The following is a 25,567-nucleotide window of genomic DNA, read 5'->3' as shown; positions in this document are numbered from 1 at the left end:
TATGGCGGCGTTACCGGACAGAGACAAACTGCTGCGCAACTTTAGCCGTTGTGCAAACTGGGAAGAGAAGTATCTCTATATTATTGAACTGGGTCAGCGCCTGGCGCCGCTGAGCCCGGAGGAACACACCGCGCAGAACATCATTCAGGGCTGCCAGAGCCAGGTGTGGATCGTGATGACGCAGGAGCAGAGCGGCGCGATTGCGCTTCGCGGCGACAGCGATGCGGCCATCGTCAAAGGCCTTATCGCGGTGGTGTTTATCCTCTATGACCAGATGACGGCCAAAGATATCACCGCGTTTGACGTGCGTCCGTGGTTTGAAAAAATGGCCCTGACGCAGCACCTTACCCCCTCGCGGTCGCAAGGACTGGAAGCCATGATCCGCGCAATTCGCGCGAAAGCAGCAAATCTTAGCTAGAATAAAACAGTAGATTTCATTCTGTTATGCACGACGGGAGGCTCGCCTCCCGTCGTGCATAACAGGCCTGGCGTTTTATCAGCGAAAGAAGGAATCTCAGTATGAAACGCGCTTCTCTTATCACCATTGCCCTTCTGAGCGCCCTCAGCGCGTCCCACGCCGCCTGGGCCGTTGATTATCCCCTTCCTCCTGCCAACAGTCGTCTGATTGGTGAGAACCAGTTCTGGACGGTACAGGAGGGTGACCGCAACCTGCAGGCGATTGCCCGTCGTTTTGATACGGCGGCGATGCTGATCCTTGAAGCGAACGATACCATTGCGCCGGTGCAGCCTAAACCGGGTACTCAGGTGCTGATACCTTCGCAGATGCTGCTGCCGGACGTGCCGCGTGAGGGCATCGTCGTCAACCTGGCCGAGCTGCGTCTGTACTACTTCCCGCCGGGCGTCAATCAGGTGCAGGTCTATCCCCTGGGGATTGGTCAGCAGGGGCTGGAGACGCCGGAGATGACGACCCGCATAGGGCAGAAAATCCCGAACCCCACCTGGACGCCGACGGCGGGCATCCGCGCCCGTTCGCTGGAGAAGGGGATTAAACTGCCGCCGGTCGTGCCCGCAGGGCCGAATAACCCGCTAGGCCGCTATGCGCTCCGCCTGGCATACGGTAACGGTGAATATCTGATTCATGGCACCAGCGCGCCGGACAGCGTGGGTCTGCGCGTCAGCTCCGGCTGTATGCGCATGAACGCGGCGGATATCCAGTCTTTATTCAATCAGGTGAAAAGCGGGACGCCGGTACGGATTATCAACCAGCCGGTCAAGTTCGCCGTGGAGCCGGACGGTAAGCGCTATGTTGAAGTTCATCGCCCGTTGACGCCGGATGAGGCCAGCAATGCGCAGACCATGGCCTATACGCTTCCGGCGGAGTTTCATCAATTCTCGGGGGATAAAGCGGTTGATGAGGCGCAGCTTAAACGCGCGCTGACCCGGCGGGCAGGATATCCGGTGGTGGTATCGGCTAGCGGAAGCACCGCGTCGAGTCTGTCGGTACAGAATAATACGCCGGTAGATGAAGCGAAAAGGGTGCAGTAGGCGGGAAAAGGTAAGGCAAAAAAAATGGCGCACAATGTGCGCCATTTTTATTACACAGATACTATTACTTGCGGTATTTAGTAGCTGCGTTGTCCAGACGCTGGTTAGCGCGAGCTGCGTCATCTTTAGCAGCCTGAACGTCGGAACGCATTGCGTTCACGTCGTTGCTCAGCTGGTCAACTTTAGCGTTCAGAGTCTGAACGTCAGAAGACAGCTGATCGATTTTAGCATTGCTGGAGCAACCAGCCAGCAGAGTAGAACCCAGGATTACCGCGCCCAGTACCAGTTTAGTACGATTCATTATTAATACCCTCTAGATTGAGTTAATCTCCATGTAGCGTTACAAGTATTACACAAACTTTTTTGTGATGAGAATATTTTTTTACCTGAATGCACTTATTTTTGATCGTTCGCTCAAAGAAGCATCGAAATCATCACGTAACTTTAAAAAGGCGAGTGAAAACAGGGCGCTTCCATCGGATTCATCTTAGATAATCTCGCATTAAATAGTAAATTCCGATTTGCATTTTTATTAATAGCGGCTAGTGCCAGAATAAAAAAAAGCGCCCCGAAGAGGCGCTTTTAAAGGAAATACTAATTAACCTGTAAATTATTACAGCACGTGCACGGAAGCGGTATTGGTGGTTCCGCTCGGGACCAACGCGCCGGAGACCATAACAACCACGTCGCCTTTACGCGCCAGGCCGCTCTGCAGCGCCAGCTCTTTACCCTGGATATAGAAGGCATCGGTAGAAGAGATATCTTCAACCAGCTGCGCCACAACGCCTTTGCTCAGCACCAGCTGACGCGCGGTCGTTTCATTGGTGGTCAGCGCCAGGATGGTGGCATCCGGGAAGTATTTACGTACGGCGCGCGCGGATTTACCGCCCTGGGTTGCCACAACGATCAGCGGCGCTTCCAGTTTTTCAGCCGTTTCAACCGCACCGCGGCAAACCGCTTCGGTGATGCGCAGCTTACGGTTGTCGTTGTTGTATTCAAGACGGCTGGTCATCACGCGGTCGGTACGCTCGCAGATGGTCGCCATGATGGTGACCGCTTCCAGCGGGTATTTACCTTTTGCGGATTCGCCGGACAGCATAACTGCGTCGGTGCCGTCGAGGATGGCGTTAGCCACGTCGCCTGCTTCCGCACGGGTCGGACGCGGGTTTTTGATCATAGAATCCAGCATCTGGGTCGCGGTGATAACGACTTTACGTGCGCGGATACATTTTTCGATCATCATCTTCTGCGCGAAGATCACTTCTTCAACCGGGATTTCAACGCCCAGGTCGCCACGCGCAACCATGATGCCGTCAGAGGCTTCGAGGATCTCGTCGAAGTTGTTCAGGCCTTCCTGGTTTTCAATTTTGGAGATGATCTGGATCTTCTCGCCGCCGTGGGCTTTCAGGTGTTCACGGATTTCAACAACGTCAGAACGCTTACGGATAAAGGAGGCCGCAACAAAGTCAACGCCCTGTTCGCAACCAAAGATCAGGTCCTGCTTGTCTTTTTCGGCCAGCGCCGGCAGAGCGATAGACACGCCCGGCAGGTTAACGCCTTTGTTCTCGCCAAGGTCGCCGTTGTTCAGCACTTTACAAACAACTTTGTTGCCTTCGATAGCGGTGACTTCCATACCGATCAGACCATCGTCAACCAGTACGGTGTTGCCGACGCTCAGGTCGCTGGTGAAACCTTCATAGGTCACCGCAACGATTTCGTTATTACCGACAACGGATTTGTCGGTGGTGAAGGTAAAGGTCTGGCCCGCTTTCAGAGAAACGTCGTTGCCGCCTTCCAGCTTAATGGTACGGATTTCCGGACCTTTGGTATCCAGAAGGATTGCCGCTTTCTTACCGGTTTTACTCATCACATTGCGCAGGTTCTGGATGCGCTGACCGTGTTCCGCGTAGTCACCGTGAGAGAAGTTCAGACGCATAACGTTCATGCCAGCGTCCAGCATTTTGGTCAACATCTCTTCGGATTCGGTTTTCGGACCGATGGTGCAAACAATTTTGGTCTTTTTCATGACAGTTTAATCTTTAAGTTGTGAAGGATAGGGATGGGGAATCTGACTCCGTGGGCGCACTGCCGCAGAGTTAAACCTGTATTACGAAAGTTGCTATGCCACGCTCTAAGGATAGGTGACAACAAAAGAGCGTGCAGAAGAATGTGTGCTGGCGGTTCAGCCCATGAAAAGAGGCAACGTGTTATGCGTTTAGTCATGCAATCCAATGCGCTGAAACCATTCAATAAGAATTTGTTGGGCATTATACGTTGCCAAATCCAAAAAAGAAAATGAAAACCATGTTTCATTTCTATAGTTATATACTTAACAAAATGCAAACTAATCCTACGCTTATGCGCAACACATTTTTTCATCACCTGACAAGATAAAGAGGGCGGAAACGCGGGTTTATTCACAAGTTTGCCAGGGAAAAGCAGTCTCTGAGGCGCAAACGCGGAGCTGGTTTGATTTACTCAGGAAATATATCAATAATGATTTGATTGATAATGAAAAATTGAGAGTGAAATAGAATGGGAAACACAGCCAAAGATGAGGCGCTGTATCAGGAAATGTGCCGCGTAGTGGGCAAAGTCGTGCTGGAGATGCGCGACCTGGGTCAGGAACCAAAGCATATCGTTATCGCCGGCGTGGTGCGTACCGCCCTGGCGAACCCGAAAATCAAACGTTCCGCGCTGACGCAGGAAGCGATGGAGAAGGTGGTCCATGCGCTTTCCGGAAACTAGCCGCCGCCGGGCGCTTCCCGCGCGCTTCAGGAAATCACAAAGCGAATAACCGCCTTGACGGCAATATCGCAGTGGTGGGCGACCATCGCTTCATCATCAATAGCCGGCATCGGATCGTCCAGGTAGAGGCTGCTGAACGTATAAAAGTTTGATACCTGGTAGAAGCTAAAGCTGCTGATCAATCGATGCACATCGCGCGCTTCCAGCCCTGCCTGAAACACCCCTTGCTGCTGCCCGCGCTGAAGAATATCTTCCAGGATCGACAGGGCGGTGCGGTTCAGCGGTTTCAGTTGACCTGAACTTTTCAGCCATTTTCCGCGCTGCATGTTTTCCATACAGATCACCCGCATATAGTCAGCGTGCGTGGCGTGATAGCGCACGCTCCACTTCACCAGCTGCACCAGCGCCTCTACCGGCGGTACGTTTTCCAGCCCGAGCTGCTGCTCGGTTTCGCGGATCCTCGCGTAGACGTGCTGCAGCACGGCCTGATAAAGCAGCTCTTTGGTCTTGAAGTAGTAGACCACCATGCGTTTGGTAGTCTGCGCTTCGGTGGCGATTTGCTCCATCCGCGCGCCCGACAGTCCATGCTCGGCGAAAACGGTAATGGCGGCGGCGAAGATCCGCTCTTTCAGAGACTGCGCTTCATCATGAGCAACGACGGACATAACGGCTCCTTTTCTTGAGATGCAAAAAATACACATATTGATCACAATTTTGCAACCAATCATGGCGCATTTGAACCAAATGATACATATTCAGGTCACTAAGTCAGCTAATGACCCGAGGACTCTATGTTGCGTTCCATCGCCACCGTCTCGATCTCCGGTACCTTACCCGAAAAGCTCCATGCCATCGCAGCGGCGGGCTATCAGGGCGTCGAAATCTTCGAAAACGATCTGCTCTATTATACCGGTACGCCGGCCGATATCCGCCACCTGGCGGCAGATTTAGGGCTAAAAATCACGCTTTTTCAACCATTTCGTGATTTTGAAGGCGCCAGCCGCGCCCAGTTTGCCGCCAACATGGAACGCGCCAGGCGCAAATTTGCGCTTATGCACGAGCTGGGCTGCGACACCCTGCTGCTGTGCAGCAACGTTCAGCCGGACTGTTCCGCCGACGTCGAGCTGCAGGTCGCCGACTTACGCGCCCTTGCTGCGCTGGCGGAGCAGGAACGCATCACGATTGGCTACGAGGCGCTGGCCTGGGGCACCCACGTCAACCGCTGGCATCAGGCGTGGGCGCGGGTCAAAAGCGTCGATAGCCCGGCGCTGGGCATCGTGCTCGACAGTTTCCACGTGCTGGCGCGCGGCGATACGCTGGCGCAGCTGGCGGACGTGCCGCTGGAAAAAATCACCTTTGTACAGATGGCCGACGCGCCGCTGATGAAAATGGATATCCTCGAATGGAGCCGTCACTTCCGCTGTTTTCCCGGCCAGGGGCAACTGCCGCTGGTGGAGTTTGCCTGCGATCTTACCCGCCGCGGCTACTGCGGCCCCTGGTCGCTGGAGATCTTTAACGACAGCTTCCGCGCATCGCCCAACGGCGCGACGGCGAAAGATGGCTATCGCTCGCTGCTGTGGCTGGAAGAGCAGGTCCGTCAGCGGCTGCCGGAAAGCCGGGCGCCGCTGTTTTCCCCTGCGGAACTGCCCCTCTACGCCGGGCTGGAGTTTATCGAGTTTGCCGCCACGCCGGCGCAGGCGGGCGAACTCGGACACAGGCTGACGCAGCTCGGCTTTGCCGAAGAGGGGACGCATCGCTCAAAACGAGTCGCCCTCTGGCGCAACGGCGGGGCGAGGGTGGTGGTTAACGCCCAGCCGCATAGCTGGGCCGATCATTTTCACCAGCGTCACGGGGTTTCCCTCTGCGCCATGGCGCTGCGCGTCAGCCAGAGCGCGGCGATCGTGGAACGCGCCCGCGCCTTAGGCTACGCCACCTGGCAGGGCGATGCCGGGCCGAACGAAAGCCCCATCCCGGCGGTTTGCGCCCCGGACGGCAGCCTTATTTATCTGATTGAGATGGGGGACGATATCTACACCCGTGATTTTCATCTGCGCGCGGACGTCACGCCGCGCAACGATTATCGGGGTATCGATCACCTGGCACTCGGCATGGAAGCGGACAGCCGCGATAACTGGATTATCTTTTTCCGCACCGTATTCGGCTTTACGCTCGAACATGAGCAGACCCTGCCCGATCCTTACGGGCTGGTGCGCAGCCTGGCGGTGCGCAGTCCGCAGGGCGATATTCGTCTCGCGCTCAATATTTCGCAGAGCCGCGCCACGCAAATTGCCCGTTCGGTAGCCTGTTATCAGGGAGCAGGTTTACAGCACGCGGCGTTTGCCTGCCACGATTTACCCTCCACGCTCGCCAGCCTGGCTCCGGTTGCGGTCAACGCGCTGCCGATCCCGGGGAACTACTATGAGGATCTGTTGGCCCGTTTTGGCGAGGATGTTCAGGTCAACCTGCTGAAGAATCATCAAATTCTTTACGATCGTGACGGAAGCGGCGGTGAATTCCTGCACCTATATACCCGCCCGTTTTCTGCCGGACGCTTTTTCTTTGAACTGACCGAGCGGCGCAACGGTTACGCACTTTATGGTGCTGTAAATGCAGCTGTACGCTTGTCAGCAATGCAGTACACCTAGTAATGTAGCAAATGGTTCACAACCCAACGTCGCAAACACAATAACAACATCCGGCTGTACCCTATGACAGGAAACGACTATGAACTCTTATAGCCATAATCACACGACGGCCGCCGCCGCGTCCGGCGCGCGGCCTTCCCGGCGGCGTATCGGTATCCTTGCGCTGCTGGCGGTCGGCACCATGATCAACTATCTCGACCGCACGGTGCTGGGGATTGCCGCGCCGCAGCTGACCGCAGAGCTGGGTATTGATGCCGCGATGATGGGCATCGTATTCTCCGCCTTTGCCTGGACCTACGCGCTGGCGCAGATCCCCGGCGGCATCTTCCTTGACCGCTTCGGTAATAAAGTCACCTATTTTCTGGCGCTGACCCTGTGGTCGCTATTCACCCTGTTCCACGGCCTGGCGGTCGGCCTGAAAACCCTGCTGCTGTGCCGTTTTGCCCTCGGCGTCAGCGAAGCCCCCTGTTTCCCGGTGAACAGCCGGGTGGTGAGCGCCTGGTTCCCGCAGCAGGAGCGCGCCAAGGCGACGGCGGTCTATACCGTCGGCGAATATCTCGGGCTGGCCTGTTTTGCGCCGCTGCTGTTCTGGATAATGGGCAGCTTTGGCTGGCGCGCGCTATTTATTAGCGTCGGCGCCGCCGGCGTGATGTTCGCGCTGGTGTGGTGGCGCTGCTATCGCGAGCCGCATGAGGATAAACACCTCAATCAGCTGGAGCGCGAGCACATCGTCAACGGCGGCGGAATGTCCACCGGCGCAGAGCAGCATACCGCCTTTAGCTGGCCGCTGATCCGCCAGCTGCTGGCGAAACGGCAGATTCTCGGCGCCAGCATCGGGCAGTTTGCCGGTAATACGGTGCTGGTCTTCTTCCTGACCTGGTTTCCAACCTATCTGGCCACCGAGCGCCATATGCCGTGGATTAAGGTCGGCTTCTTCGCCATCATGCCGTTTCTGGCGGCGGCGGGCGGCGTGATGTTCGGCGGCTGGGTCTCCGATAAGCTGCTGAAGGCCACCGGCTCGGCAAACCTCGGGCGTAAGCTGCCGATCATTGCCGGTCTGCTGATGGCGAGCACCATTATCTCCGCCAACTGGCTGACCAGCGATCTGGCGGTAATTCTGGTGATGTCGTTCGCCTTTTTTGGTCAGGGGATGGTCGGGCTGGGCTGGACGTTGATCTCCGACATCGCGCCGAAAGGCCTTGGCGGTCTGACCGGCGGCCTGTTTAACTTCTGCGCTAACCTCGCCGGGATCCTGACGCCGCTGATTATCGGTTTCATTGTTGCCGCCTCCGGCAACTTCTTTTACGCGCTGATTTATATCGGCGGCGCAGCGCTGCTGGGCGTGGCGGCTTATGTCTTTATCCTGGGCGATGTCAAGCGTATCGAACTTTCGCAGTAACGTGATGCAGTCGTTGTTAGTTGTAAAAGGAGCAGGGAATGGTGATTAGTGGAAATACGCGGCTGATAGCGCATCTTGGCTATCCGACCGCGAAGTTTAAAGCGCCGATGATTTACAACCCGTGGTTGGTTCATCAGCAGGTTGACGCCAAAGTGGTGCCGATGGGCGTCAAGCCTGAGGATTACGCCGCCTTTGTGCCGATGCTGTTTAAGATGACCAATATTATTGGCGCGCTGGTCACCATGCCGCACAAAATCGCCACCTGCGGGCTGGTGCAGCATCTTAGCCCAACGGCGGCGATAGCGGGCGCCTGTAACGCGATCCGTCCCGAAGCCGACGGCACGCTGAGCGGCGATATGTTTGATGGCGAAGGCTTTGTCCTCGGTATCACGCGTAAAGGTTTCCAGACGCGAGGGGCGCGGGCGCTGGTGGTGGGCAGCGGCGGCGTCGGCTCGGCCATTGCCGCATCGCTGGCGGCGGCGGGCGTCAGCGCCCTGACGCTGTACGATATCTGTTCGCAGACGGCGGAAGCGCTGGCCGGGCGTCTGCTTGAGCACTATCCTCGGCTGGACATTACGCTGATGCAGCGCGATCCGCAGGGGCACGATCTGGTGGTTAACGCCACGCCGCTGGGGATGAAAGAGGGCGATCCGCTGCCGCTGGACCCGCAGCGCCTGACGCCGGGCACCTTTGTCGGTGAAGTGGTTATGGCCCAGGAGTTCACTCCGCTACTGCAGGCGGCGCAGGCGGCGGGCTGCCCCATTCAGCGCGGCACCGACATGCTGTTTGAAATGATCCCGGCCTATCTGCGGTTCTTTAACCTGCCGGTGGCAACGCCGGAACAGCTGCGCGAACTGGCGGAAATTCGCTACTGAAATGGCCTGAACCTGCGTTATTATAGCGCTGTATTTATGACTATATAGCGATGGTTCTTATGACTCCCTCCCTAACGCTGCTGGCGGCGGGAAGCCTGAAAAGCGCTTTCATTCCGCTGCTGGCGCGCTTTCAGCAACAGACCGGCATCCCGGTCGAGGTCCATTTTGGTCCGGCAGGGCTGCTGCGCGAGCGCATTGAGGGCGGAGAGCCGTGCTCGGTGTTCGCCTCGGCCAATAGCCAACATCCGCAGGCGCTGCGTCAGGCCGGGCTGGCCGGGGCGTGCTATCTGTTCGCCCGGAATCAGCTGATGCTGACCGCCCGCCGCGGCGCAACAACCGAGACGCGGGAGTGGCTGGCGCTGCTCAGCGACCCGGACTTACGCCTGGCAACCTCAACGCCGGGCTGCGACCCTTCAGGCGACTACACCTGGCAGCTTTTCTCCCACATTGAAGAGCGCTGTCCCGGCGTCGGTGCCGCCATGATGGCGCGCGCGCGGGCGCGGGTAGGCGCCCCCCCCCCCCCCGACTCGCTGCCGGTGCCGGCGGGAGAAATCGCCGGGGCGTGGCTGATCCGTGAAAACTTAACCGACCTGTTTATCGGCTATGCTCACTACGCCGCGCAGATGGCGGCGTGCAGCGATCTGCGCACGCAGCTTATTCCGCCGGCGTGGAATGTTCGCTGCGACTACCTGCTGGCGCAGATTGAACAGAGCGCCGGGGCGCAGCGGCTGTGCCGCTTTATCCTCGGCGCGGAGGGGCAGCGCTTACTGAAAGACGCCGGTTTTTTGCCTATCAACGACGAATCGTAAACTGCGGAGCCAGCAGCGGCAGCGCCGACCCGGGGGGATGGACTTTGCGTACCGCTAAACCATACGCGCGCTGAAGATTCGCTTCCGTCAGCACGGCGGCTGATTCTCCCGCCAGCCATTCACCGTCGGGCAGCAGCAGCAAGGTCTGGTTCGCCACCTGCAGGGCGTGGGTCGGATCGTGCGTGGTAAACAGCACCGTCCGCTTCTGGCGATGGGCCAGGTCGCTGATGAGCTGCAGCACCAGCTGCTGGTTGGCCAGATCCAGCGCCGAGCAGGGTTCATCCAGCAGGATATTCTGGCTGGCGCCCACCAGCGCCCTGGCGATAAGCACCAGCTGCTGCTGGCCGCCGGACAGCGCGCAAAACACCTTGTCGGCCAGCACCGCGATCCCCAGCTGCGCCAGCGCCTTCTGCACCTCACGTTCGTCTTCCGCTGTTGGCTGAGCGAACAGATTAACGTGGCGCGCCCGTCCCATCAGCACCACGTCGCGCACCTGCCAGCCAAAAGCCGGGCGAAAATGCTGCGGCACGATGGCGAGACCGCCCGCGCAGGTAAACTCACCGCCGATCGGCGTCAGTACCCCGGTCAGGGTATCGAGCAGAGTGCTTTTGCCGCGGCCGTTAGCGCCGAGCACCGCCCAGATATCGCCGGAACGGCACTGCAGGTTCAGCGGGGCGAACAGCGGTCGGCTATGGCCGTAGAGCAGGTTGCTTAACTGTAGGGAAAGGGCCATCAGCGCGCGCCTGTGCGTCGCGACTGCACCAGCAGCCAGGTAAACAGCGGCGCGCCAAGAAGCGCGGTGATGATTCCAATGGGGATTTCGGCCTGGATCAGCGTGCGGGCGAGGTCATCGACGACGATCATAAAACCGCCGCCGAGCCAGAAGGCGGTAGGGAGAAGACGCCGGTGGTCGGCGCCGGCCAGCAGCCGCGCCAGATGCGGGATCACCAGCCCGACCCACGCGATGCTGCCGCTGACCGCCACCTGAGCGGCGACCAGCACCGCGCAGCACACCAGCACCCCGCGACGCAGCCCGGTCACCGCAACCCCCAGACCGCGGGCATCTTTCTCCTCCAGCGCCAGCAGGTTAATCCGCCAGCGGAGCTTAAACAGCACCATCGCGGCGCAGGCTACCGGTAGCGCCATCAGCAGGACTTTGTGCCAGCTGGCGGTGGCGAAGCTGCCGAGCAGCCAGAAAACAATATTCGGCAGCGTCTCTTCGCTATCGGCCAGGTACTGCATCAGGCTCACCAGGGCGGCAAAAAAGCCGCTGAGGATAATGCCTGAGAGGATCAGCACCAGGGTGCTTTCGCGCCCCTGCAGCGCGGCTATCAGATAGACCAGCATCAGCGCGGCAAGGCCGAAGAGAAAGGTCGAGGCCATCATCAGCGCGGCGTTCAGCCCCAGCAGAATCGCCAGCGTCCCGCCGAAGGCGGAACCGGAGGTGACGCCGATGATATGCGGGTCCACCAGCGGATTCTGGAATACGCCCTGTAAGGTGGCCCCGCATAGCCCCAGCGCGCCGCCGGCCAGCAGCGCCATCACGATCCTCGGCAGCCGCACCGACCACACGACCTGGCCGGCGACGCCGTCGAGGGGAGAAAGATGCGCCAGCTGGCGAAAAACTTCCGCCAGGCTTAACGGATACTGCCCGAGGCAGAGTGAAGCGATTGCAATCACGATCGTCACCAGCGCGAGGGTACATTGCAGCAGGGCCGGATGACGATGACTACGCATCCGGCGTCCACTTCACGCGGTAGAAACGCTGATAGTACTCCCGCGCCTTCGCCTCGACATCGACGCTGTTATAGCGTGAGGGGTAGAGTTTTTTCGCCATCCACAGCTCGCCGATCGCCAGCGCCTCCGGCATCGGGTAGCCCCAGGCCTTGGCGTATTCCGGCATCAGCCACACGCGGTGATTTTTGACCGCGTCAATGCTCTGCCACTGCGGGTCGTTTTGTATCTGTTTGACCACCTCCGGGTAGCGGTCCTGTACGAAAATCACCTGCGGATCCCACTGCAGCACCTGCTCCAGCGAGACCTGTCGCGCGCCCTTTACGCTGGCGGCGGCAACGTTCAGCGCCCCGGCGTGCTTCATCATCAGGCCGGTATATTTGCCCGAGCCGTAGGTGTTGAGGTCCGGATTGGCCATATATACCCGCACCCGCTCGTTTTCCGGGATATCGGCAACCGGCGCGTTAGCCAGCCTGCGCGCGCTGAAGGTGTATTGAATCAGCGCTTCGGCCTGAGCCTGACGGCCGACCACTTCGCCAATCAGGCGGATCCCCTGTTTCAGCCCCTCGTTATAGGCCAGCTCTTCATCGGCCATCGTCGGGTTCATTTTGTTTTTCTCACCCGCGGCATCCTGGCGCAGAGAGACTGCCACCACCGGGATCCCGGCGTCCTGGATCTGCTGGATCATCGCCTGCGGCGCGTAGTTGGCAACGAACACCACCTGGGGATGCAGCGCCAGCAGGCTCTCGATATTAACCTGCGTCAGATCGCCCGGCATCGGTAGTGTCTCAATAGCCGGCATAAAGCGCGCAAACTGCGGGCCAAGCTGCTTTTTCCAGCTGCTCATGACGCCGACGACGTCGTCAGCGGCGTTAAGCTGCACCAGCAGGTTTAAGGTCTGATGCTGGAGCACCACGGCGCGGGTGACGTGGTCGGGGAGGGTGACTTCACGACCCAGCTGGTCGGTGAGGGTGCGGTCGGCAAAGGCCTGACCGGCAAACAGGCTGGCGCTTAACAGCGCCATAGCAAAGAAAACGCGCGGATGTCTGGACATGATGGGCTCAGCGGCAAAGGAAAAATCGTTGTATATTAAAATATATAACGAGTCCGGGCGCAATGGCTGACGGGCGATTTACCCCCTATGGACAAGGTTATTGATAAAACACCTCTTCATCGGACATCCGTTCTTCTATGCGGGCAGCGACCTTCTGCAGCGAGGTGAGGTACTTTTGCGCCGCCTGGTCAATGGTCATGGCTTTGGCCATATAGACCAGGTTCAGGCAGCCGATAACCCGCTGCTGGCGGCGAATGGGGACGGCAATGGAAGCGATTTTCTCCTCCTGCTGCCAGCCGCGAAAGTTTTCGCCGTAGCCGTTTTGCCGGGTGCGTTCGAGGATGGCGGCCAGTTTTTCCGGCTCGCGCGCCAGCTGATACTCCGCTTCCGGGCGGGCGGCCAGCATCTCAACAATCGGGCTTCGTTCATGTTCCGGCGCGAAGGCCAGCCAGGTTAATCCCGAAGCGGTCAGCAGCAGCGGCAGGCGGCGGCCGACCATCGCCCGGTGGAAGGAGAGGCGGCTGAAGCGGTGGGTGGTTTCGCGCACCACCATCGCATCGACGTCCAGGGTGGTGATGTCGGTCGGCCATAAAACCTCGCGCAGCAGCTCGCCAAGCAGCGGCGTGGCGAGGGCAGAAATCCAATGTTCGTCACGAAATCCCTCACTTAACTGACGCACTTTAATCGTCAGGCGAAAGCTGTCATCGGAGCGGCTGCGGCGCACGTAACCCTCGTCCTGCAGCGTTTCCAGCAGCCGCCTGACGGTCGTGCGATGCAGGCCGCTAAACTCGGCCAGGGTGCCGACCGTCGCGCCTCCGTCGAATTTATTTAACAAATTTAATAACAATAATCCGCGGCTCAATCCGCGCACCGTTTTGTAATCTTCCGAAGCGTTTTCGTTCATGCGTCCTCAATAAAAATCATTATAAACAATCATGTGCACCTGGTGCACATCCGGTAATGTTTTGATTGTAGCGCAAATTACCGACCCTATACTGACCTCACAATAAAAATAAATTCACATTTAATTAACAAATTGCCCTGCTGAAGGTTGTGCGGTGACGGCAATTTGTCCGAAGCGTGAGGTTTTGAAAATGACAACATCCAATCCTGATATCCAACCCGCGGTACAGCACAGCGCGCAGGTCGCTATTGCCGGCGCCGGTCCGGTTGGCCTGACCATCGCCAACTACCTCGGGCAGATGGGCGTCAGCGTCGTGCTGATTGAGAAGCTCGAGTCGCTGATCGATTATCCCCGCGCCATCGGTATCGACGATGAGGCGCTGCGGGCGATGCAGGCGGTGGGGCTGGTCGACAACGTGCTGCCGCATACTACGCCGTGGCACGCGATGCGCTTTCTCACCCCGAAAGGGCGCTGCTTTGCCGATATTCAGCCGATGACCGACGAGTTTGGCTGGTCGCGCCGCAATGCGTTTATTCAGCCGCAGGTGGACGCGGTGCTGTACGACGGCCTCAGCCGTTTCCCCCACGTGCGCTGCCTGTTTTCCCGCGAAGTAGAGGCCTTTAGCCAGAATAGTGACGGTGTCACCCTGAACGTCAAAGGCAGCGACGGCGAGCGGGAAACCGTGCGCGCCGACTGGCTGGTGGCCTGCGACGGCGGAGCCAGCTTCATTCGTCGCGCGCTGAATATTCCCTTCGAAGGCAAAACCGCGCCGAATCAATGGATTGTTATTGATATCGCCAACGATCCGCTGGCGACGCCGCACGTCTACCTGTGCTGCGACCCGGTGCGCCCGTACGTCTCCGCCGCGCTGCCGCACGGGGTACGGCGTTTCGAATTTATGGTCATGCCCGGAGAAACCGAAGCCCAGCTCAGCGAGCCGCGCAAGATGCGCCAGCTATTGAGCAAGGTGCTGCCGGACCCGGATAACGTCGAGCTGATTCGCCAGCGCGTCTACACCCACAACGCGCGCATCGCCGAACGCTTTCGCGTCGATCGCGTACTGCTGGCGGGCGACGCGGCGCACATCATGCCGGTGTGGCAGGGGCAGGGCTACAACAGCGGTATGCGCGACGCCTTTAACCTGGCCTGGAAGCTGGCGCTGGTGGTGAACGGCAAAGCCGGAGAGGCGCTGCTGGACAGCTACCAACAGGAGCGGCGCGATCACGCCAAAGCGATGATCGACCTGTCGGTCACCGCCGGCAACGTCCTGGCGCCGCCGAAACGCTGGCACGGCGCGGTGCGCGACGGCGTTTCGTGGCTGCTCAACTATCTGCCGCCGGTTAAACGCTACTTCCTTGAAATGCGTTTCAAGCCAATGCCGCAGTATCGCGACGGCGCGCTGCTGGCGGAAGGCGAAAGCAAAACGTCCCCGGTCGGCAAAATGTTTATCCAGCCGAAGGTGACGCTGGAAAACGGGCAGGTGACGCTGCTCGATGAGGTGATTGGCGCCAGATTCGCCATTATCGCCTGGGGCTGTAATCCGCAGTGGGGGCTCAACGATGAACAAATAGCCCGCTGGCGCGCGGTCGGGGTGCGCTTTATCCAGGTGGTGCCGGAGGTGCAGATTCATTGCGATCAGGACAACGTGCCCGGCGTTATCCGCATCGGCGATACGCAAAACCGCCTGAAAAGCTGGTTCGCGCAGCACGATACCGCCATTGCCGTGGTGCGTCCGGACCGCTTCGTCGCCACCGTGGCCATCCCGCAAACCCTGAGCAAAAAGCTCGACGCGCTGGCGAGCAAGATGCAGCTGGCTTCCGCGCAGGCGGCAACAACGATTGAACAGGTGGCCTGATATGAACGCATATCTTCATTGCCTCTCCCATACCCCGCTGGTGGGCTACGTTGACCCGGAACAGGCGGTGCTGGACGAAGTGAACGGCACTATCGCCGACGCGCGGGCGCGCATTGCCGCCTTCGACCCGGAGCTGGTAGTGCTGTTTGCTCCCGATCACTACAACGGCTTTTTCTACGATGTGATGCCGCCGTTCTGTTTAGGCATCGGGGCGACCGCTATCGGCGACTTCAGCAGCGCCAGCGGCGTTCTGCCGGTGCCGACGGCGCTGGCGGAGGCCTGCGCCTACGCGGTGATGAAAGAGGGCATCGATCTGGCGGTCTCCTACTGCATGCAGGTGGATCACGGCTTTGCACAACCGCTGGAGTTCCTGCTCGGCGGGCTGGATACCCTGCCGGTTCTGCCGGTGTTTATCAACGGCGTGGCGTCGCCGCTGCCGGGCTTTCAGCGCACCCGCATGCTGGGCGAAGCCATTGGCCGCTTCCTGACCACCCTCAATAAACGGGTATTAATCCTTGGCTCCGGCGGCCTGTCGCATCAGCCGCCGGTACCGGAGCTGGCGAAGGCCGATGCCCATATGCGCGACCGGCTGCTGGGCAGCGGCAGGCAGCTGCCGCCGGACGAGCGTGAACTGCGCCAGCAGCGGGTCATTAGCGCGGCGAAGCAGTTTATCGAGGACCAGAACTCGCTCTATCCGCTCAACCCCGTCTGGGATACCCGCTTTATGAGCCTTCTGGAGCAGGGGCGGCTGGCGGAGCTGGATGCCGTCAGTAACGAAGAGCTGTCGGCAATGGCCGGGAAATCGACGCACGAAATTAAAACCTGGGTGGCCGCCTTTGCCGCGCTATCCGCATTTGGCCGCTGGCGCTGCGAAGGCCGCTATTACCGACCAATCCCCGAGTGGATTGCCGGATTTGGCTCGCTGAGCGCCGCCGCGCAGAACTGAATTAACGGGAGAATATGATGAGCTACCAACCGCAAACCGAAGCCGCCACCAGCCGTTTCCTCAACGTGGAAGAGGGCGGAGAAACATTACGCATCCATTTTAATGACTGCGGCGAGGGCGACGAAACCGTGGTCCTGCTGCACGGCTCCGGCCCCGGGGCTACCGGCTGGGCCAACTTTAGCCGCAATATCGACCCGCTGGTCGAGGCGGGCTACCGGGTCATTCTGCTGGACTGCCCCGGCTGGGGAAAAAGCGATTCTATCGTCAACCGCGGCTCCCGTTCCGACCTGAACGCCAGGGTGCTGAAAAGCGTGATTGACCAGCTGGATATCAGCAAAGTGCATCTGCTGGGCAATTCGATGGGCGGACACAGCGCGGTGGCCTTTACCCTCAGCTGGCCGGAGCGCGTCGGCAAACTGGTGCTGATGGGCGGCGGAACCGGCGGCATGAGCCTGTTTACGCCGATGCCGACGGAAGGCATCAAGCTGCTGAACGGCCTGTACCGTGAGCCGACCATCGAAAACCTGAAAAAGATGATGAACATCTTTGTCTTCGATACCCGCGATTTGACCGACGCGCTGTTTGAAGCGCGCCTCAATAATATGCTGTCGCGCCGGGAGCATCTGGATAATTTCGTCCAAAGCCTGGAAGCCAACCCGAAGCAGTTCCCGGATTTTAGCCCGCGTCTCGGCGAAATCCGCGCGCAGACCCTGATCGTCTGGGGGCGTAACGATCGCTTTGTACCGATGGACGCCGGGCTGCGCCTGCTGGCGGGCATTAACGGTTCCGAACTGCATATCTATCGCGACTGCGGTCACTGGGCGCAGTGGGAGCACGCGGAGAGCTTTAACCAGCTGGTGCTCGATTTTCTGGCGCGTACCTGAGGAGTGCTGATGACAACCTTATCTCTTGAACAACTGGCGCAGCGTCTGCGTGAGGCGGAAAGCCGCGGCCAGGCGATTGAACCGCTGCGCGATGCGCTCGGCGTTGACAACGCGGAAGCGGCCTACGCCATCCAGCGGATGAACGTGCAGCACCACGTGGCGAACGGCCGCCGGGTGGCGGGACGCAAGGTGGGGCTGACCCATCCTAAAGTGCAGCAGCAACTGGGCGTTGACCAGCCGGACTTCGGCACCCTGTTTGCCGACATGTGCTACGGCGATAACGCCGACGTGCCGTTCTCCCGGGTGCTGCAGCCGAAAGTGGAGGCCGAAATCGCCCTGGTGCTGAAACGCGATCTGCCGCATGCCGATACCACCTTTGATGAACTGTACGCCGCCATCGACTGGGTGCTTCCCGCGCTGGAGGTGGTCGGCAGCCGTATTCGCGACTGGTCGATTGGCTTTGTCGATACGGTCGCCGATAACGCCTCCTGCGGCGTTTACGTGCTGGGTAGCCCGGCGCGGCGCCCGGATGGGCTGGATCTGAAAAACTGCGCGATGCGCATGACCCGTAACGAGGAAGAGGTCTCCAGCGGGCGCGGCAGCGAATGTCTTGGCCATCCGCTGAACGCGGCGGTGTGGCTGGCGCGCAAAATGGCCAGCCTCGGCGAGCCGCTGCGGGCGGGGGATATCGTGCTGACCGGGGCGTTAGGCCCGATGGTGGCGATTACCGCCGGCGATCGTTTTGCCGCCCATATCGACGGTTTAGGTTCAGTGGCGGCGACCTTTGTCGCCAAAGAGGAAGAGAGTGATGAGTAAACGTAAAGTCGCCATTATCGGCTCCGGCAATATCGGCACCGATTTAATGATCAAAATTCTGCGCCACGGGCAGCACCTGGAGATGGCGGTAATGGTCGGCATCGACCCCGAGTCCGACGGCCTGGCCCGCGCCCGGCGCATGGGCGTCGCCACCACGCACGAGGGCGTTGGCGGCCTGATGCAGATGGCGGAATTCGCCGATATCGATGTGGTTTTTGACGCCACCAGCGCCGGAGCGCACGTGAAAAACGACGCCGCGCTGCGGGAAGCCAGGCCGGGGATCCGGGTGATCGACCTGACCCCGGCGGCCATCGGCCCGTACTGCGTGCCGGTGGTCAATCTCGAGGCCAATCTGGCCGAAGGCAACGTCAATATGGTGACCTGCGGCGGCCAGGCCACCATCCCGATGGTGGCGGCAGTCTCTCGGGTGGCAAAAGTGCACTATGCGGAGATCGTCGCCTCAATTGCCAGCAAATCCGCCGGGCCGGGGACGCGCGCCAACATTGATGAATTTACCGAAACCACCTCGCAGGCCATTGAGAAAGTGGGCGGCGCGGCGAAAGGCAAAGCGATTATCGTGCTGAATCCGGCGGAGCCGCCGCTGATGATGCGCGACACCGTTTATGTCCTGAGCGAAGCGGCATCGCAGCAGGCGATTGCCGCGTCGATCGCCGAGATGGCGGCGGCGGTGCAGGCCTACGTGCCGGGATATCGCCTGAAGCAGCAGGTGCAGTTTGAGGTCATCCCGGAAGATAAACCGGTAAACCTGCCGGGCGTCGGCCGCTTCTCCGGCCTGAAAACGGCGGTTTATCTCGAGGTCGAAGGGGCGGCGCACTATCTGCCAGCCTACGCGGGTAACCTCGATATTATGACGTCGGCGGCGCTGGCGACGGCGGAAAAAATGGCCCAGGCGATGAACGACGCGGCGGGAGAAGCAGCATGAACGGCAAAAAACTCTATATCTCAGACGTGACCCTGCGCGACGGGATGCACGCGATTCGTCATCAATACTCGCTCGACAATGTGCGCCAGATTGCCCGGGCGCTGGATTGCGCGGGCGTCGATTCGATAGAGGTGGCCCACGGCGACGGTCTGCAGGGTTCCAGCTTTAACTACGGCTTCGGCGCGTACAGCGACCTGCAGTGGATTGAGGCGGCGGCGGAGTCGGTCAGCCAGGCGAAGATCGCCACTTTATTGCTACCCGGCATTGGCACTCTGCACGACCTGAAAAACGCGTATCAGGCCGGGGCGCGGGTGGTGCGCGTGGCGACCCACTGCACCGAGGCGGATGTTTCCGCGCAGCATATCGCCTTCGCCCGCGAGCTGGGCATGGACACCGTCGGCTTCCTGATGATGAGCCATATGACCTCCCCGGAACAGCTGGCGCAGCAGGCGCTGAAGATGGAATCCTACGGCGCCACCTGTATTTACGTGGTGGATTCCGGCGGGGCGATGAACATGAACGATATTCGCGATCGCTTCCGCGCCCTCAAGGCGGTGCTGAAGCCGGAAACCGCCACCGGGATGCACGCGCACCATAACCTCAGTCTCGGCGTGGCCAACTCCATCGCCGCGGTGGAAGAGGGCTGCGACCGTATCGATGCCAGCCTGGCGGGGATGGGGGCCGGGGCGGGCAACGCGCCGCTGGAGGTGTTTATCGCCGCCGCCGATAAGCTCGGCTGGAATCACGGTACCGATCTGTATGCTCTGATGAACGCCGCCGATGAGCTGGTGCGCCCGCTGCAGGATCGCCCGGTGCGGGTTGACCGCGAAACGCTGGCGCTGGGCTATGCCGGGGTTTACTCCAGCTTTCTGCGCCACAGCGAAGCGGCCGCCGGGCGCTACGGCCTGAGCGCGGTGGATATCCTCGTCGAGCTCGGCAAGCGGCGGATGGTGGGCGGTCAGGAGGATATGATCGTCGACGTCGCGCTGGATCTGCTTAACCGCAGCAAATAAAAGCAACGCGCGGCTGGCAACGTATCAGCCGCCATTCACCTACTCCGCTTGTCCGGATATCGCAAAGGTACCCTATGACCCAAACAACGACTGCAAGCAATTCGCGCCTGATGTTAACCGTCGGGCTCTGTTTTATGGTGGCCCTGATGGAAGGGCTGGATCTGCAGGCGGCAGGCATCGCCGCCGTAGGCATGGCGCAGGCGTTCGCGCTGGATAAAATGCAGATGGGCTGGATTTTCAGCGCCGGGATCCTCGGCCTGCTGCCCGGCGCGCTGGTGGGCGGCATGCTGGCGGATCGCTATGGCCGCAAGCGAATTCTGCTGGGCTCGGTGCTGCTCTTTGGCCTGTTCTCAATCGCTACCGCGCTGGCGTGGAATTATCCCACGCTGCTGCTGGCCCGGCTGCTGACCGGCGTCGGCCTGGGCGCGGCGCTGCCGAATCTGATTGCCTTAACCTCCGAGGCCGCCGGCCCCCGCTTTCGCGGCAGGGCGGTCAGCCTGATGTACTGCGGCGTCCCCATCGGCGCGGCGCTGGCGGCGGCGCTGGGCTTTTTCGGCCTTGCCGCGGCCTGGCAAACGGTGTTCTGGATCGGCGGTATCGTTCCGCTGCTGCTGGTGCCGCTGCTGCTGCGCTGGCTGCCGGAATCGCCGGTGTTTCAGCGCAGCGCGCGGGGCGTGCCGCTGCGCACGCTCCTCGCGCCGGGCAACGCTACCGCCACGCTGCTGCTGTGGCTGTGCTATTTTTTCACGCTGCTGGTGGTCTATATGCTGATCAACTGGCTGCCGATGCTGCTAGTCGGCCAGGGGTTCAGCCCCAGCGAGGCGGCGGGGGTGATGTTTGTCCTGCAGTTCGGCGCCGCCTGCGGCACGCTGCTGCTGGGGGCGCTGATGGATAAGCTCAGCCCGCTGTGGATGTCGCTGCTGATCTATACCGGCATGCTGGCGTCGCTGCTGGCGCTGGGGACCGCGTCCTCGCTGACCGCAATGCTCTTCTCCGGCTTTGTCGCCGGACTGTTTGCCACCGGCGGCCAGAGCGTGCTTTACGCGCTGGCTCCGCTGTTCTATCGCACCGAAATCCGCGCCACCGGCGTGGGGACGGCGGTGGCGATTGGCCGTCTCGGCGCGATGAGCGGTCCGCTGCTGGCGGGCAAAATGCTGGCGCTGGGCACCGGCACCGTCGGGGTGATGGCCGCGTCCGCTCCCGGCATTCTGCTGGCGGGCGCGGCGGTGTTCTGGCTGATGAGCCGACAAAAGCGCACGGCGCTGGCCTGAGCATTTTCGCTGATTCCCGGGGGCGGCGCGGTAAAGCCGCGCCTTGCCCGGGCTACCGGACTGGTAGCCCGGGAATCCGCCTTGCGCATCTCTCTACTTTGGCATAGGTTAAATCATCATCCATTGATTCTTCCGAGCATCATGTCTTTTACATCCCGCTTACTGAGCGATATCCCCGGTATCCGCTACGCCTTTCTCGACGTTCATGAAACCGCCGCCTTTCCCTATAGCGAAATGGCGCCGGTTAAACTGGTTCACAGCAATATCGTACATGAGTATCGGGCGCCGCAGGCGGAGCGCCCCCACGCCGATGCGATGTTTACCGCCGTCAGCGGGCAAAAGATGGGCGTGGTGACCGCCGACTGTCTGCCGCTGCTGATGGCGTCGCGTGATGGGCGCTATGTCTGCAGCGTGCACGCAGGCTGGCGCGGCGCGGCCAGCGGGATTATCGAAAATAGCCTTGCGCTGTTTCAGCGTTATCACGTCGACCCGCAAGATCTGGTGGTGGTGAGCGGGCCGCATATTCACCCCTGCTGCTATGAAGTCACCGGCGACTTCTACCAGGCGCTGCTGGCGATGCCCGCCGGCGAGCTGGCAAAACGCCATCGGGAGCAGCTCTTCCAGTCCCATCAGGCGGCGTCGGAGGGGGAGCAGGCGAAAGCGACCGCGGGCGACAATGCGTGGTTCGATCTGCGGGCTTTTGCCCACCTCCTGCTGCGCAGCGCGGGCGTGCCGGAGGAAAACATGGAGTGGCTGGGGAGCTGCACCTACTGCACGCCGCAGCGGCTGGGGTCGTTTCGTCGGCGCACGCATTTCCCGGCGCCGAAGTCATTTCAGTATTCATGGATCATGCGCGAGCCTGATGGGGCGGGCCGATGAGACGAAATGATGTTTGATGATGTGTAACATCGGCGGGCGTTTGCTATCTCTGCACTCCTTCAAACAAGGAGGATTGCAAAATGAAATTGAACGCGTTCACTTTAACTCTCGCGCCGCTGCTGGTTGCCGGCGCGTTTTCCGCTCATGCCGGCCCGCAGGCCCACGTGGTCTGCGCTTATCACCATACGTTGGGCGATGACGCCATCATGATGTTCGGCAAACCGAATCAGGCCATGTGGCATGATTTTTTTGGTAATACCCATACCGATGCGGTTTCCACCTATCAGACGCTGCGCGACCAGCCGGAAACCACCTGCGATAACAAGGCCGACGGTTCCGCCTACTGGGTGCCGTCGATGAAGCTGCCGGATGGTCAGGTGGTAACGCCGGCGTATCAAAAAACCTACTATCAGACCACCAAGGTGGAACAGTATCCGCTGCACCCGTTCCCGGCGGGTCTCGAACTGCTGGCGGGCGATCACCACGGTTCGGCGCCCAGCTCGCGCATCACCTTTTTGTGCGCTAACGGCAAAGGCTACAGCAACCAGGCCGGCGAAGTCTGTGGGCTGCGTAAAGGTGGTGATGCGGTACAGTTTAATATCGGTATTCAGTTCCCCAACTGCTGGGATGGGGTCAACCTCAAACCGGCTCACGGACACAGTAACGCGGCATACGACGTCAACGGCGCCTGTCCGAGCGACTATCCGGTGAAAATCCCGACGGTGAATATGAATGTGGCCTACGTTCTGCCGCAGATTACATCCCTGGATACCGCGAAGATTCAGCTCTCCCTGGATCCGATCATGGACGGTGAGAAGCGCGAAGAGCGCTGGGGCAGTATCTATACGGCGCACGCGGATTTTATGAACGGCTGGACGGTGGAAGGGGCGCACTATATGACCGAGCGCTGCATGAACAAGGGAATCGACTGCGGCAGCGCGGTGCCGTATCGCTTCACGACGGTGAAGGAGAATGCGCTGGTGGACAGCACCGCGCCGACGGTCACCCATCCCGCGCCGGAAAACCTGGTGGTCAGCGATAACTGGCAAAACGGCGGGCGCACGCACAATCCGGAAACCATGACGCTGGTGAAATTCCCTATCCCGCCGCTGCCGCAGGATCAGGACGCCTCGCTGTTTAAATATCAGCTGCGGATCTACGGCGGAAAAGTGGAAACCAACGGCGCGGATCAGATCTTTTTCTATCCGGCGAGCAACGACTGGAGCGCGAACAGCGTGACCTGGAATCATCGCCCGCCCTGCAACTACAGCTCGGAGGCGTCGCTGTACCTCAATTCCAAACGCGAATACCGGATGGTGGATGTCGATAAAGCGGTGCGCAAGGCGCTGGCGGAAGGCAAAACCGAGATCTCGTGGTATATCGGCGGCGACCGTCAGGGCAATCGCTATCATTTCGACCCGGCGGGCTCACAGCAGGAGCCGATGCTGATGCTGATGGGCTTTAAAAATACCCCGGAGATCTGATTGCGGCCCTTCCCCGGGCGACGGGTTCGCAGACGGCGGTGGACCTGTAGCCCGGGCAGGAGCTTTGCGCCGCCCCCGGGAGCAAAGCGCAGTGCGGCATAATTTCCCGGAGGCGATGCTGCGCATCTGTCCGGGCTACCGGACCGCAGACGGCTGTGAGCCCGTAGCCCCGCTAAGCGCAGCGCGAGCGGGGGACATCACAATACTTTAAACCCGTGCGTGCCATCGCGCTTCAGCTGTTCAACCAGGCCGAACTCCCAGTCGAGGTAGGCCTGCATTGCCGCGGGTGAGTTATCGGTACCTTCATACGGGCGCTGATAGCGATCGCTGCGCGGCGTCGCCAGATGCGTCTCGCCATGCTCCAGCGCCAGCCCGGCGTCAATCCACGCCAGCGTGCCGCCGCTCAGCAGCTGCACCGGTTTACCGGTTAACGCTGCAACCTCAGGCACCGCGTAGCGGGCCAGCAGGCTGCTGCCGCAGGTGACAACGTAACGCTTGGCGGAAGGCAGCACCTCCAGCGCCTGGCGCAGCTGTGAACGTACCAGCCAGTAAGCGCCGGGAATATGCCGGGCGACGTAGTTGGCGCTGGTGGTAAAGTCCAGCACCACGGTTCCCGGCTCCCTCAGCTGTGCCGCCAGCTGCTGCGGGGCAATCTCCTCCGCCTGCGGACCCGGCGGTACGCGGCCTGTGGGGGTACCGTGCTCGCTAAAATCTTCCGCGCGCGCATCGCGTAATACCGCCACTTCCCACCCCATCTGCGCCAGCCAGGACGCCGTTATCGGCGCGCGTATCTCGTCATCGGCAATCAGCACAATGCGCGCCCCGCGCACGCTGGCGAAATGGTCGGTTTCCTGCACCAGCTGCCCGCCGGGCGCGCTAACGCTCAGCGGCAGATGACCTGCGGCGTACTCCTCCGGGCTGCGGACGTCGAACAGGTAAGTGGTGCGGGCGGGCTGCCGTAGCCAGCGCTGAAGGGTTGGGCTGTCTATAAAGGCGACGCCGGCGCGCTCCGCCAGCTGCCTCACCGCCGCCGCGCGTTCGGCTGGGGCGCGAAAATCGGCGTCATAACGCCGCTGCTGGCCGCGCTCAAGGTCAAACCCAGCTAAGGTCCAGCCGATGGTACCGTTGCGCAGCGCGTAGACCGGATTGGGCAAACCGGCATTGCGCAGCGACTGCGTGCCGATAATACTGCGCGTGCGCCCCGCGCAGTTGACGATCACCGTCGCCTGCGATGACGGAATCAGGCCCTCAATGCGCAGCGCCAGCTCCCCGCCGGGCACGCTGATGCTGCCGGGAATATTCATGGTGTGATACTCATCGAAACGGCGCGCGTCGACGACAACCACCTCCTGTTGACCATCGAGCAGCGCCTGCACTTCCCCGGCGCTCAGCGAGGGGGTATGCCGCTCGCTCTCCACCAGCTCGCCGAACGCTTTGCTCGGCGAATTCACATCCTGGAACAGCTCTCCGCCGCTGCGCTGCCACCCCGGCAGGCCGCCTTCCAGCAGGGCGACATCTTCGTAGCCCCAGCTCTGCAGGCGCTCGACGGCCCGCTCCGCCAGACCTTCGCCGCCGTCATAGACGGTAATCGGCGTCGTCAGGCGCGGCACGCGCCGAAAAATATCCAGCTCCAGCTTGCTGAGCGGCAGATTAGCGGCAAACAGCGGATGGCTGCGGGCAAAGTCGGCCTCTTCGCGAACGTCGATCAGCGCCAGCTCGGCGCCGTCAAGCAGCGCCAGCTCGGCGCCGTCAAGCAGCGCCTGGCGCAGCTGGGCGGCCGGGCGATAAGAACAGGTGGGCAT

The 25,567-nt window shown here is 60.6% G+C and carries 24 protein-coding genes; 16 read left to right on the top strand and 8 right to left on the bottom strand.

All coding sequences use genetic code 11. The annotated features are described in order from the left end of the window. Position 1: 1 nt before the first annotated feature. Positions 2–418 carry a cysteine desulfuration protein SufE gene (sufE, locus tag ABLV30_RS18615; protein WP_004851737.1) on the top strand — a complete coding sequence of 139 codons (417 nt, stop codon included), beginning with the start codon at positions 2–4 and terminating at the stop codon, positions 416–418. Between the two features lie 101 nt (positions 419–519). Further along, entirely contained in the window at positions 520–1,506 is a 987-nt protein-coding gene (locus ABLV30_RS18610; protein WP_004851735.1) for a L,D-transpeptidase family protein, read from the top strand. A gap of 64 nt (positions 1,507–1,570) precedes the next feature. Here ABLV30_RS18610 and lpp read toward each other — a convergent pair whose 3' ends face one another. Both lpp and pykF read right to left on the bottom strand, forming a co-directional pair. Further along, positions 1,571–1,807: a murein lipoprotein Lpp gene (lpp, locus tag ABLV30_RS18605; protein ID WP_003029373.1), complete on the bottom strand. Its 237-nt coding sequence runs from the start codon at positions 1,805–1,807 to the stop codon at positions 1,571–1,573. Positions 1,808–2,119: 312 nt separating this feature from the next. Next, on the bottom strand, positions 2,120–3,532 hold the full coding sequence (gene pykF, locus ABLV30_RS18600) for a pyruvate kinase PykF (RefSeq protein ID WP_004119183.1): 1,413 nt from the start codon (positions 3,530–3,532) through the stop codon (positions 2,120–2,122). Between the two features lie 509 nt (positions 3,533–4,041). Here pykF and fumD point away from each other — a divergent pair. Next, positions 4,042–4,254, top strand: coding sequence for a fumarate hydratase FumD (gene fumD / locus ABLV30_RS18595; RefSeq protein ID WP_004851729.1), 213 nt, complete (start codon positions 4,042–4,044; stop codon positions 4,252–4,254). 26 nt (positions 4,255–4,280) lie between these two features. Here the strand turns inward: fumD and ABLV30_RS18590 are convergent, their stop codons facing one another. Continuing rightward, positions 4,281–4,919 (bottom strand): TetR/AcrR family transcriptional regulator, encoded by a 639-nt coding sequence (locus ABLV30_RS18590; RefSeq protein WP_014229708.1) that lies wholly within the window; start codon positions 4,917–4,919, stop codon positions 4,281–4,283. A gap of 126 nt (positions 4,920–5,045) precedes the next feature. Between ABLV30_RS18590 and ABLV30_RS18585 the strand changes: the two genes are divergently transcribed. The 4 genes from ABLV30_RS18585 to ABLV30_RS18570 all read left to right on the top strand — a co-directional run bounded on the left by ABLV30_RS18585 (position 5,046) and on the right by ABLV30_RS18570 (position 9,982). Further along, entirely contained in the window at positions 5,046–6,899 is a 1,854-nt protein-coding gene (locus ABLV30_RS18585) for a sugar phosphate isomerase/epimerase and 4-hydroxyphenylpyruvate domain-containing protein (protein ID WP_154950530.1), read from the top strand. A gap of 79 nt (positions 6,900–6,978) precedes the next feature. Further along, entirely contained in the window at positions 6,979–8,298 is a 1,320-nt protein-coding gene (locus tag ABLV30_RS18580; RefSeq protein ID WP_265800102.1) for an MFS transporter, read from the top strand. Between the two features lie 38 nt (positions 8,299–8,336). Next, positions 8,337–9,173 (top strand): shikimate dehydrogenase, encoded by an 837-nt coding sequence (locus ABLV30_RS18575; RefSeq protein WP_077254493.1) that lies wholly within the window; start codon positions 8,337–8,339, stop codon positions 9,171–9,173. 59 nt (positions 9,174–9,232) lie between these two features. Further along, positions 9,233–9,982 carry a substrate-binding domain-containing protein gene (locus ABLV30_RS18570; protein WP_348865640.1) on the top strand — a complete coding sequence of 250 codons (750 nt, stop codon included), beginning with the start codon at positions 9,233–9,235 and terminating at the stop codon, positions 9,980–9,982. Here ABLV30_RS18570 and ABLV30_RS18565 read toward each other — a convergent pair. From ABLV30_RS18565 to ABLV30_RS18550, 4 genes are all read right to left on the bottom strand, one after another. After that, positions 9,966–10,715, bottom strand: a complete 750-nt coding sequence (locus ABLV30_RS18565) for an ABC transporter ATP-binding protein (RefSeq protein WP_154950532.1) — start codon at positions 10,713–10,715, stop codon at positions 9,966–9,968. The genes ABLV30_RS18570 and ABLV30_RS18565 overlap by 17 nt on opposite strands. After that, positions 10,715–11,719 carry an iron ABC transporter permease gene (locus tag ABLV30_RS18560; RefSeq protein ID WP_014229702.1) on the bottom strand — a complete coding sequence of 335 codons (1,005 nt, stop codon included), beginning with the start codon at positions 11,717–11,719 and terminating at the stop codon, positions 10,715–10,717. Before ABLV30_RS18560 ends, ABLV30_RS18565 begins: the two co-directional genes overlap by 1 nt. Beyond that, the gene (locus ABLV30_RS18555) at positions 11,712–12,770 is read right to left on the bottom strand and encodes an ABC transporter substrate-binding protein (RefSeq protein ID WP_032720596.1); all 1,059 of its coding nucleotides are present in this window, start codon (positions 12,768–12,770) and stop codon (positions 11,712–11,714) included. The genes ABLV30_RS18560 and ABLV30_RS18555 overlap by 8 nt, the downstream gene beginning before the upstream one ends. Before the next feature lie 97 nt (positions 12,771–12,867). After that, positions 12,868–13,674: a DNA-binding transcriptional regulator gene (locus ABLV30_RS18550; protein WP_154950534.1), complete on the bottom strand. Its 807-nt coding sequence runs from the start codon at positions 13,672–13,674 to the stop codon at positions 12,868–12,870. 190 nt (positions 13,675–13,864) lie between these two features. On the opposite strand from ABLV30_RS18550, the gene ABLV30_RS18545 reads away from it, so the two are divergent. The 9 genes from ABLV30_RS18545 to ABLV30_RS18505 all read left to right on the top strand — a co-directional run bounded on the left by ABLV30_RS18545 (position 13,865) and on the right by ABLV30_RS18505 (position 23,765). Continuing rightward, the gene (locus tag ABLV30_RS18545; protein WP_025108201.1) at positions 13,865–15,529 is read left to right on the top strand and encodes a bifunctional 3-(3-hydroxy-phenyl)propionate/3-hydroxycinnamic acid hydroxylase; all 1,665 of its coding nucleotides are present in this window, start codon (positions 13,865–13,867) and stop codon (positions 15,527–15,529) included. A 1-nt stretch (position 15,530) separates the two neighbouring features. Further along, a complete protein-coding gene (gene mhpB, locus ABLV30_RS18540; protein ID WP_064358120.1) occupies positions 15,531–16,475 on the top strand; it encodes a 2,3-dihydroxyphenylpropionate/2,3-dihydroxicinnamic acid 1,2-dioxygenase in 945 nt (314 codons plus the stop codon). A 17-nt stretch (positions 16,476–16,492) separates the two neighbouring features. Continuing rightward, a complete protein-coding gene (gene mhpC / locus ABLV30_RS18535) occupies positions 16,493–17,359 on the top strand; it encodes a 2-hydroxy-6-oxonona-2,4-dienedioate hydrolase (RefSeq protein WP_025108200.1) in 867 nt (288 codons plus the stop codon). 9 nt (positions 17,360–17,368) lie between these two features. Beyond that, positions 17,369–18,175: a 2-keto-4-pentenoate hydratase gene (gene mhpD / locus ABLV30_RS18530; protein WP_004851704.1), complete on the top strand. Its 807-nt coding sequence runs from the start codon at positions 17,369–17,371 to the stop codon at positions 18,173–18,175. Further along, positions 18,168–19,118: an acetaldehyde dehydrogenase gene (gene mhpF, locus ABLV30_RS18525; RefSeq protein ID WP_025108198.1), complete on the top strand. Its 951-nt coding sequence runs from the start codon at positions 18,168–18,170 to the stop codon at positions 19,116–19,118. The genes mhpD and mhpF overlap by 8 nt, the downstream gene beginning before the upstream one ends. Continuing rightward, positions 19,115–20,131, top strand: coding sequence for a 4-hydroxy-2-oxovalerate aldolase (gene mhpE, locus ABLV30_RS18520; RefSeq protein ID WP_004851699.1), 1,017 nt, complete (start codon positions 19,115–19,117; stop codon positions 20,129–20,131). The genes mhpF and mhpE overlap by 4 nt, the downstream gene beginning before the upstream one ends. A gap of 74 nt (positions 20,132–20,205) precedes the next feature. Continuing rightward, positions 20,206–21,402 (top strand): 3-(3-hydroxy-phenyl)propionate transporter MhpT, encoded by a 1,197-nt coding sequence (mhpT, locus tag ABLV30_RS18515; RefSeq protein WP_025108197.1) that lies wholly within the window; start codon positions 20,206–20,208, stop codon positions 21,400–21,402. A 141-nt stretch (positions 21,403–21,543) separates the two neighbouring features. Further along, entirely contained in the window at positions 21,544–22,281 is a 738-nt protein-coding gene (locus tag ABLV30_RS18510) for a polyphenol oxidase family protein (protein WP_048262453.1), read from the top strand. An 80-nt stretch (positions 22,282–22,361) separates the two neighbouring features. Beyond that, the gene (locus tag ABLV30_RS18505) at positions 22,362–23,765 is read left to right on the top strand and encodes a DUF1996 domain-containing protein (RefSeq protein WP_154950536.1); all 1,404 of its coding nucleotides are present in this window, start codon (positions 22,362–22,364) and stop codon (positions 23,763–23,765) included. A gap of 197 nt (positions 23,766–23,962) precedes the next feature. On the opposite strand, the gene ABLV30_RS18500 is transcribed toward ABLV30_RS18505, so the two are convergent. Beyond that, a complete protein-coding gene (locus ABLV30_RS18500) occupies positions 23,963–25,567 on the bottom strand; it encodes a rhodanese homology domain-containing protein (protein WP_265800097.1) in 1,605 nt (534 codons plus the stop codon).

This window comes from Klebsiella sp. CN_Kp113, assembly GCF_040064585.1.
Classification (GTDB): Bacteria; Pseudomonadota; Gammaproteobacteria; order Enterobacterales; family Enterobacteriaceae; genus Klebsiella; species Klebsiella michiganensis.
The sequence above is the reverse complement of the archived record's forward strand: the minus strand, read 5'-3'. Positions and strand labels throughout refer to the sequence as shown.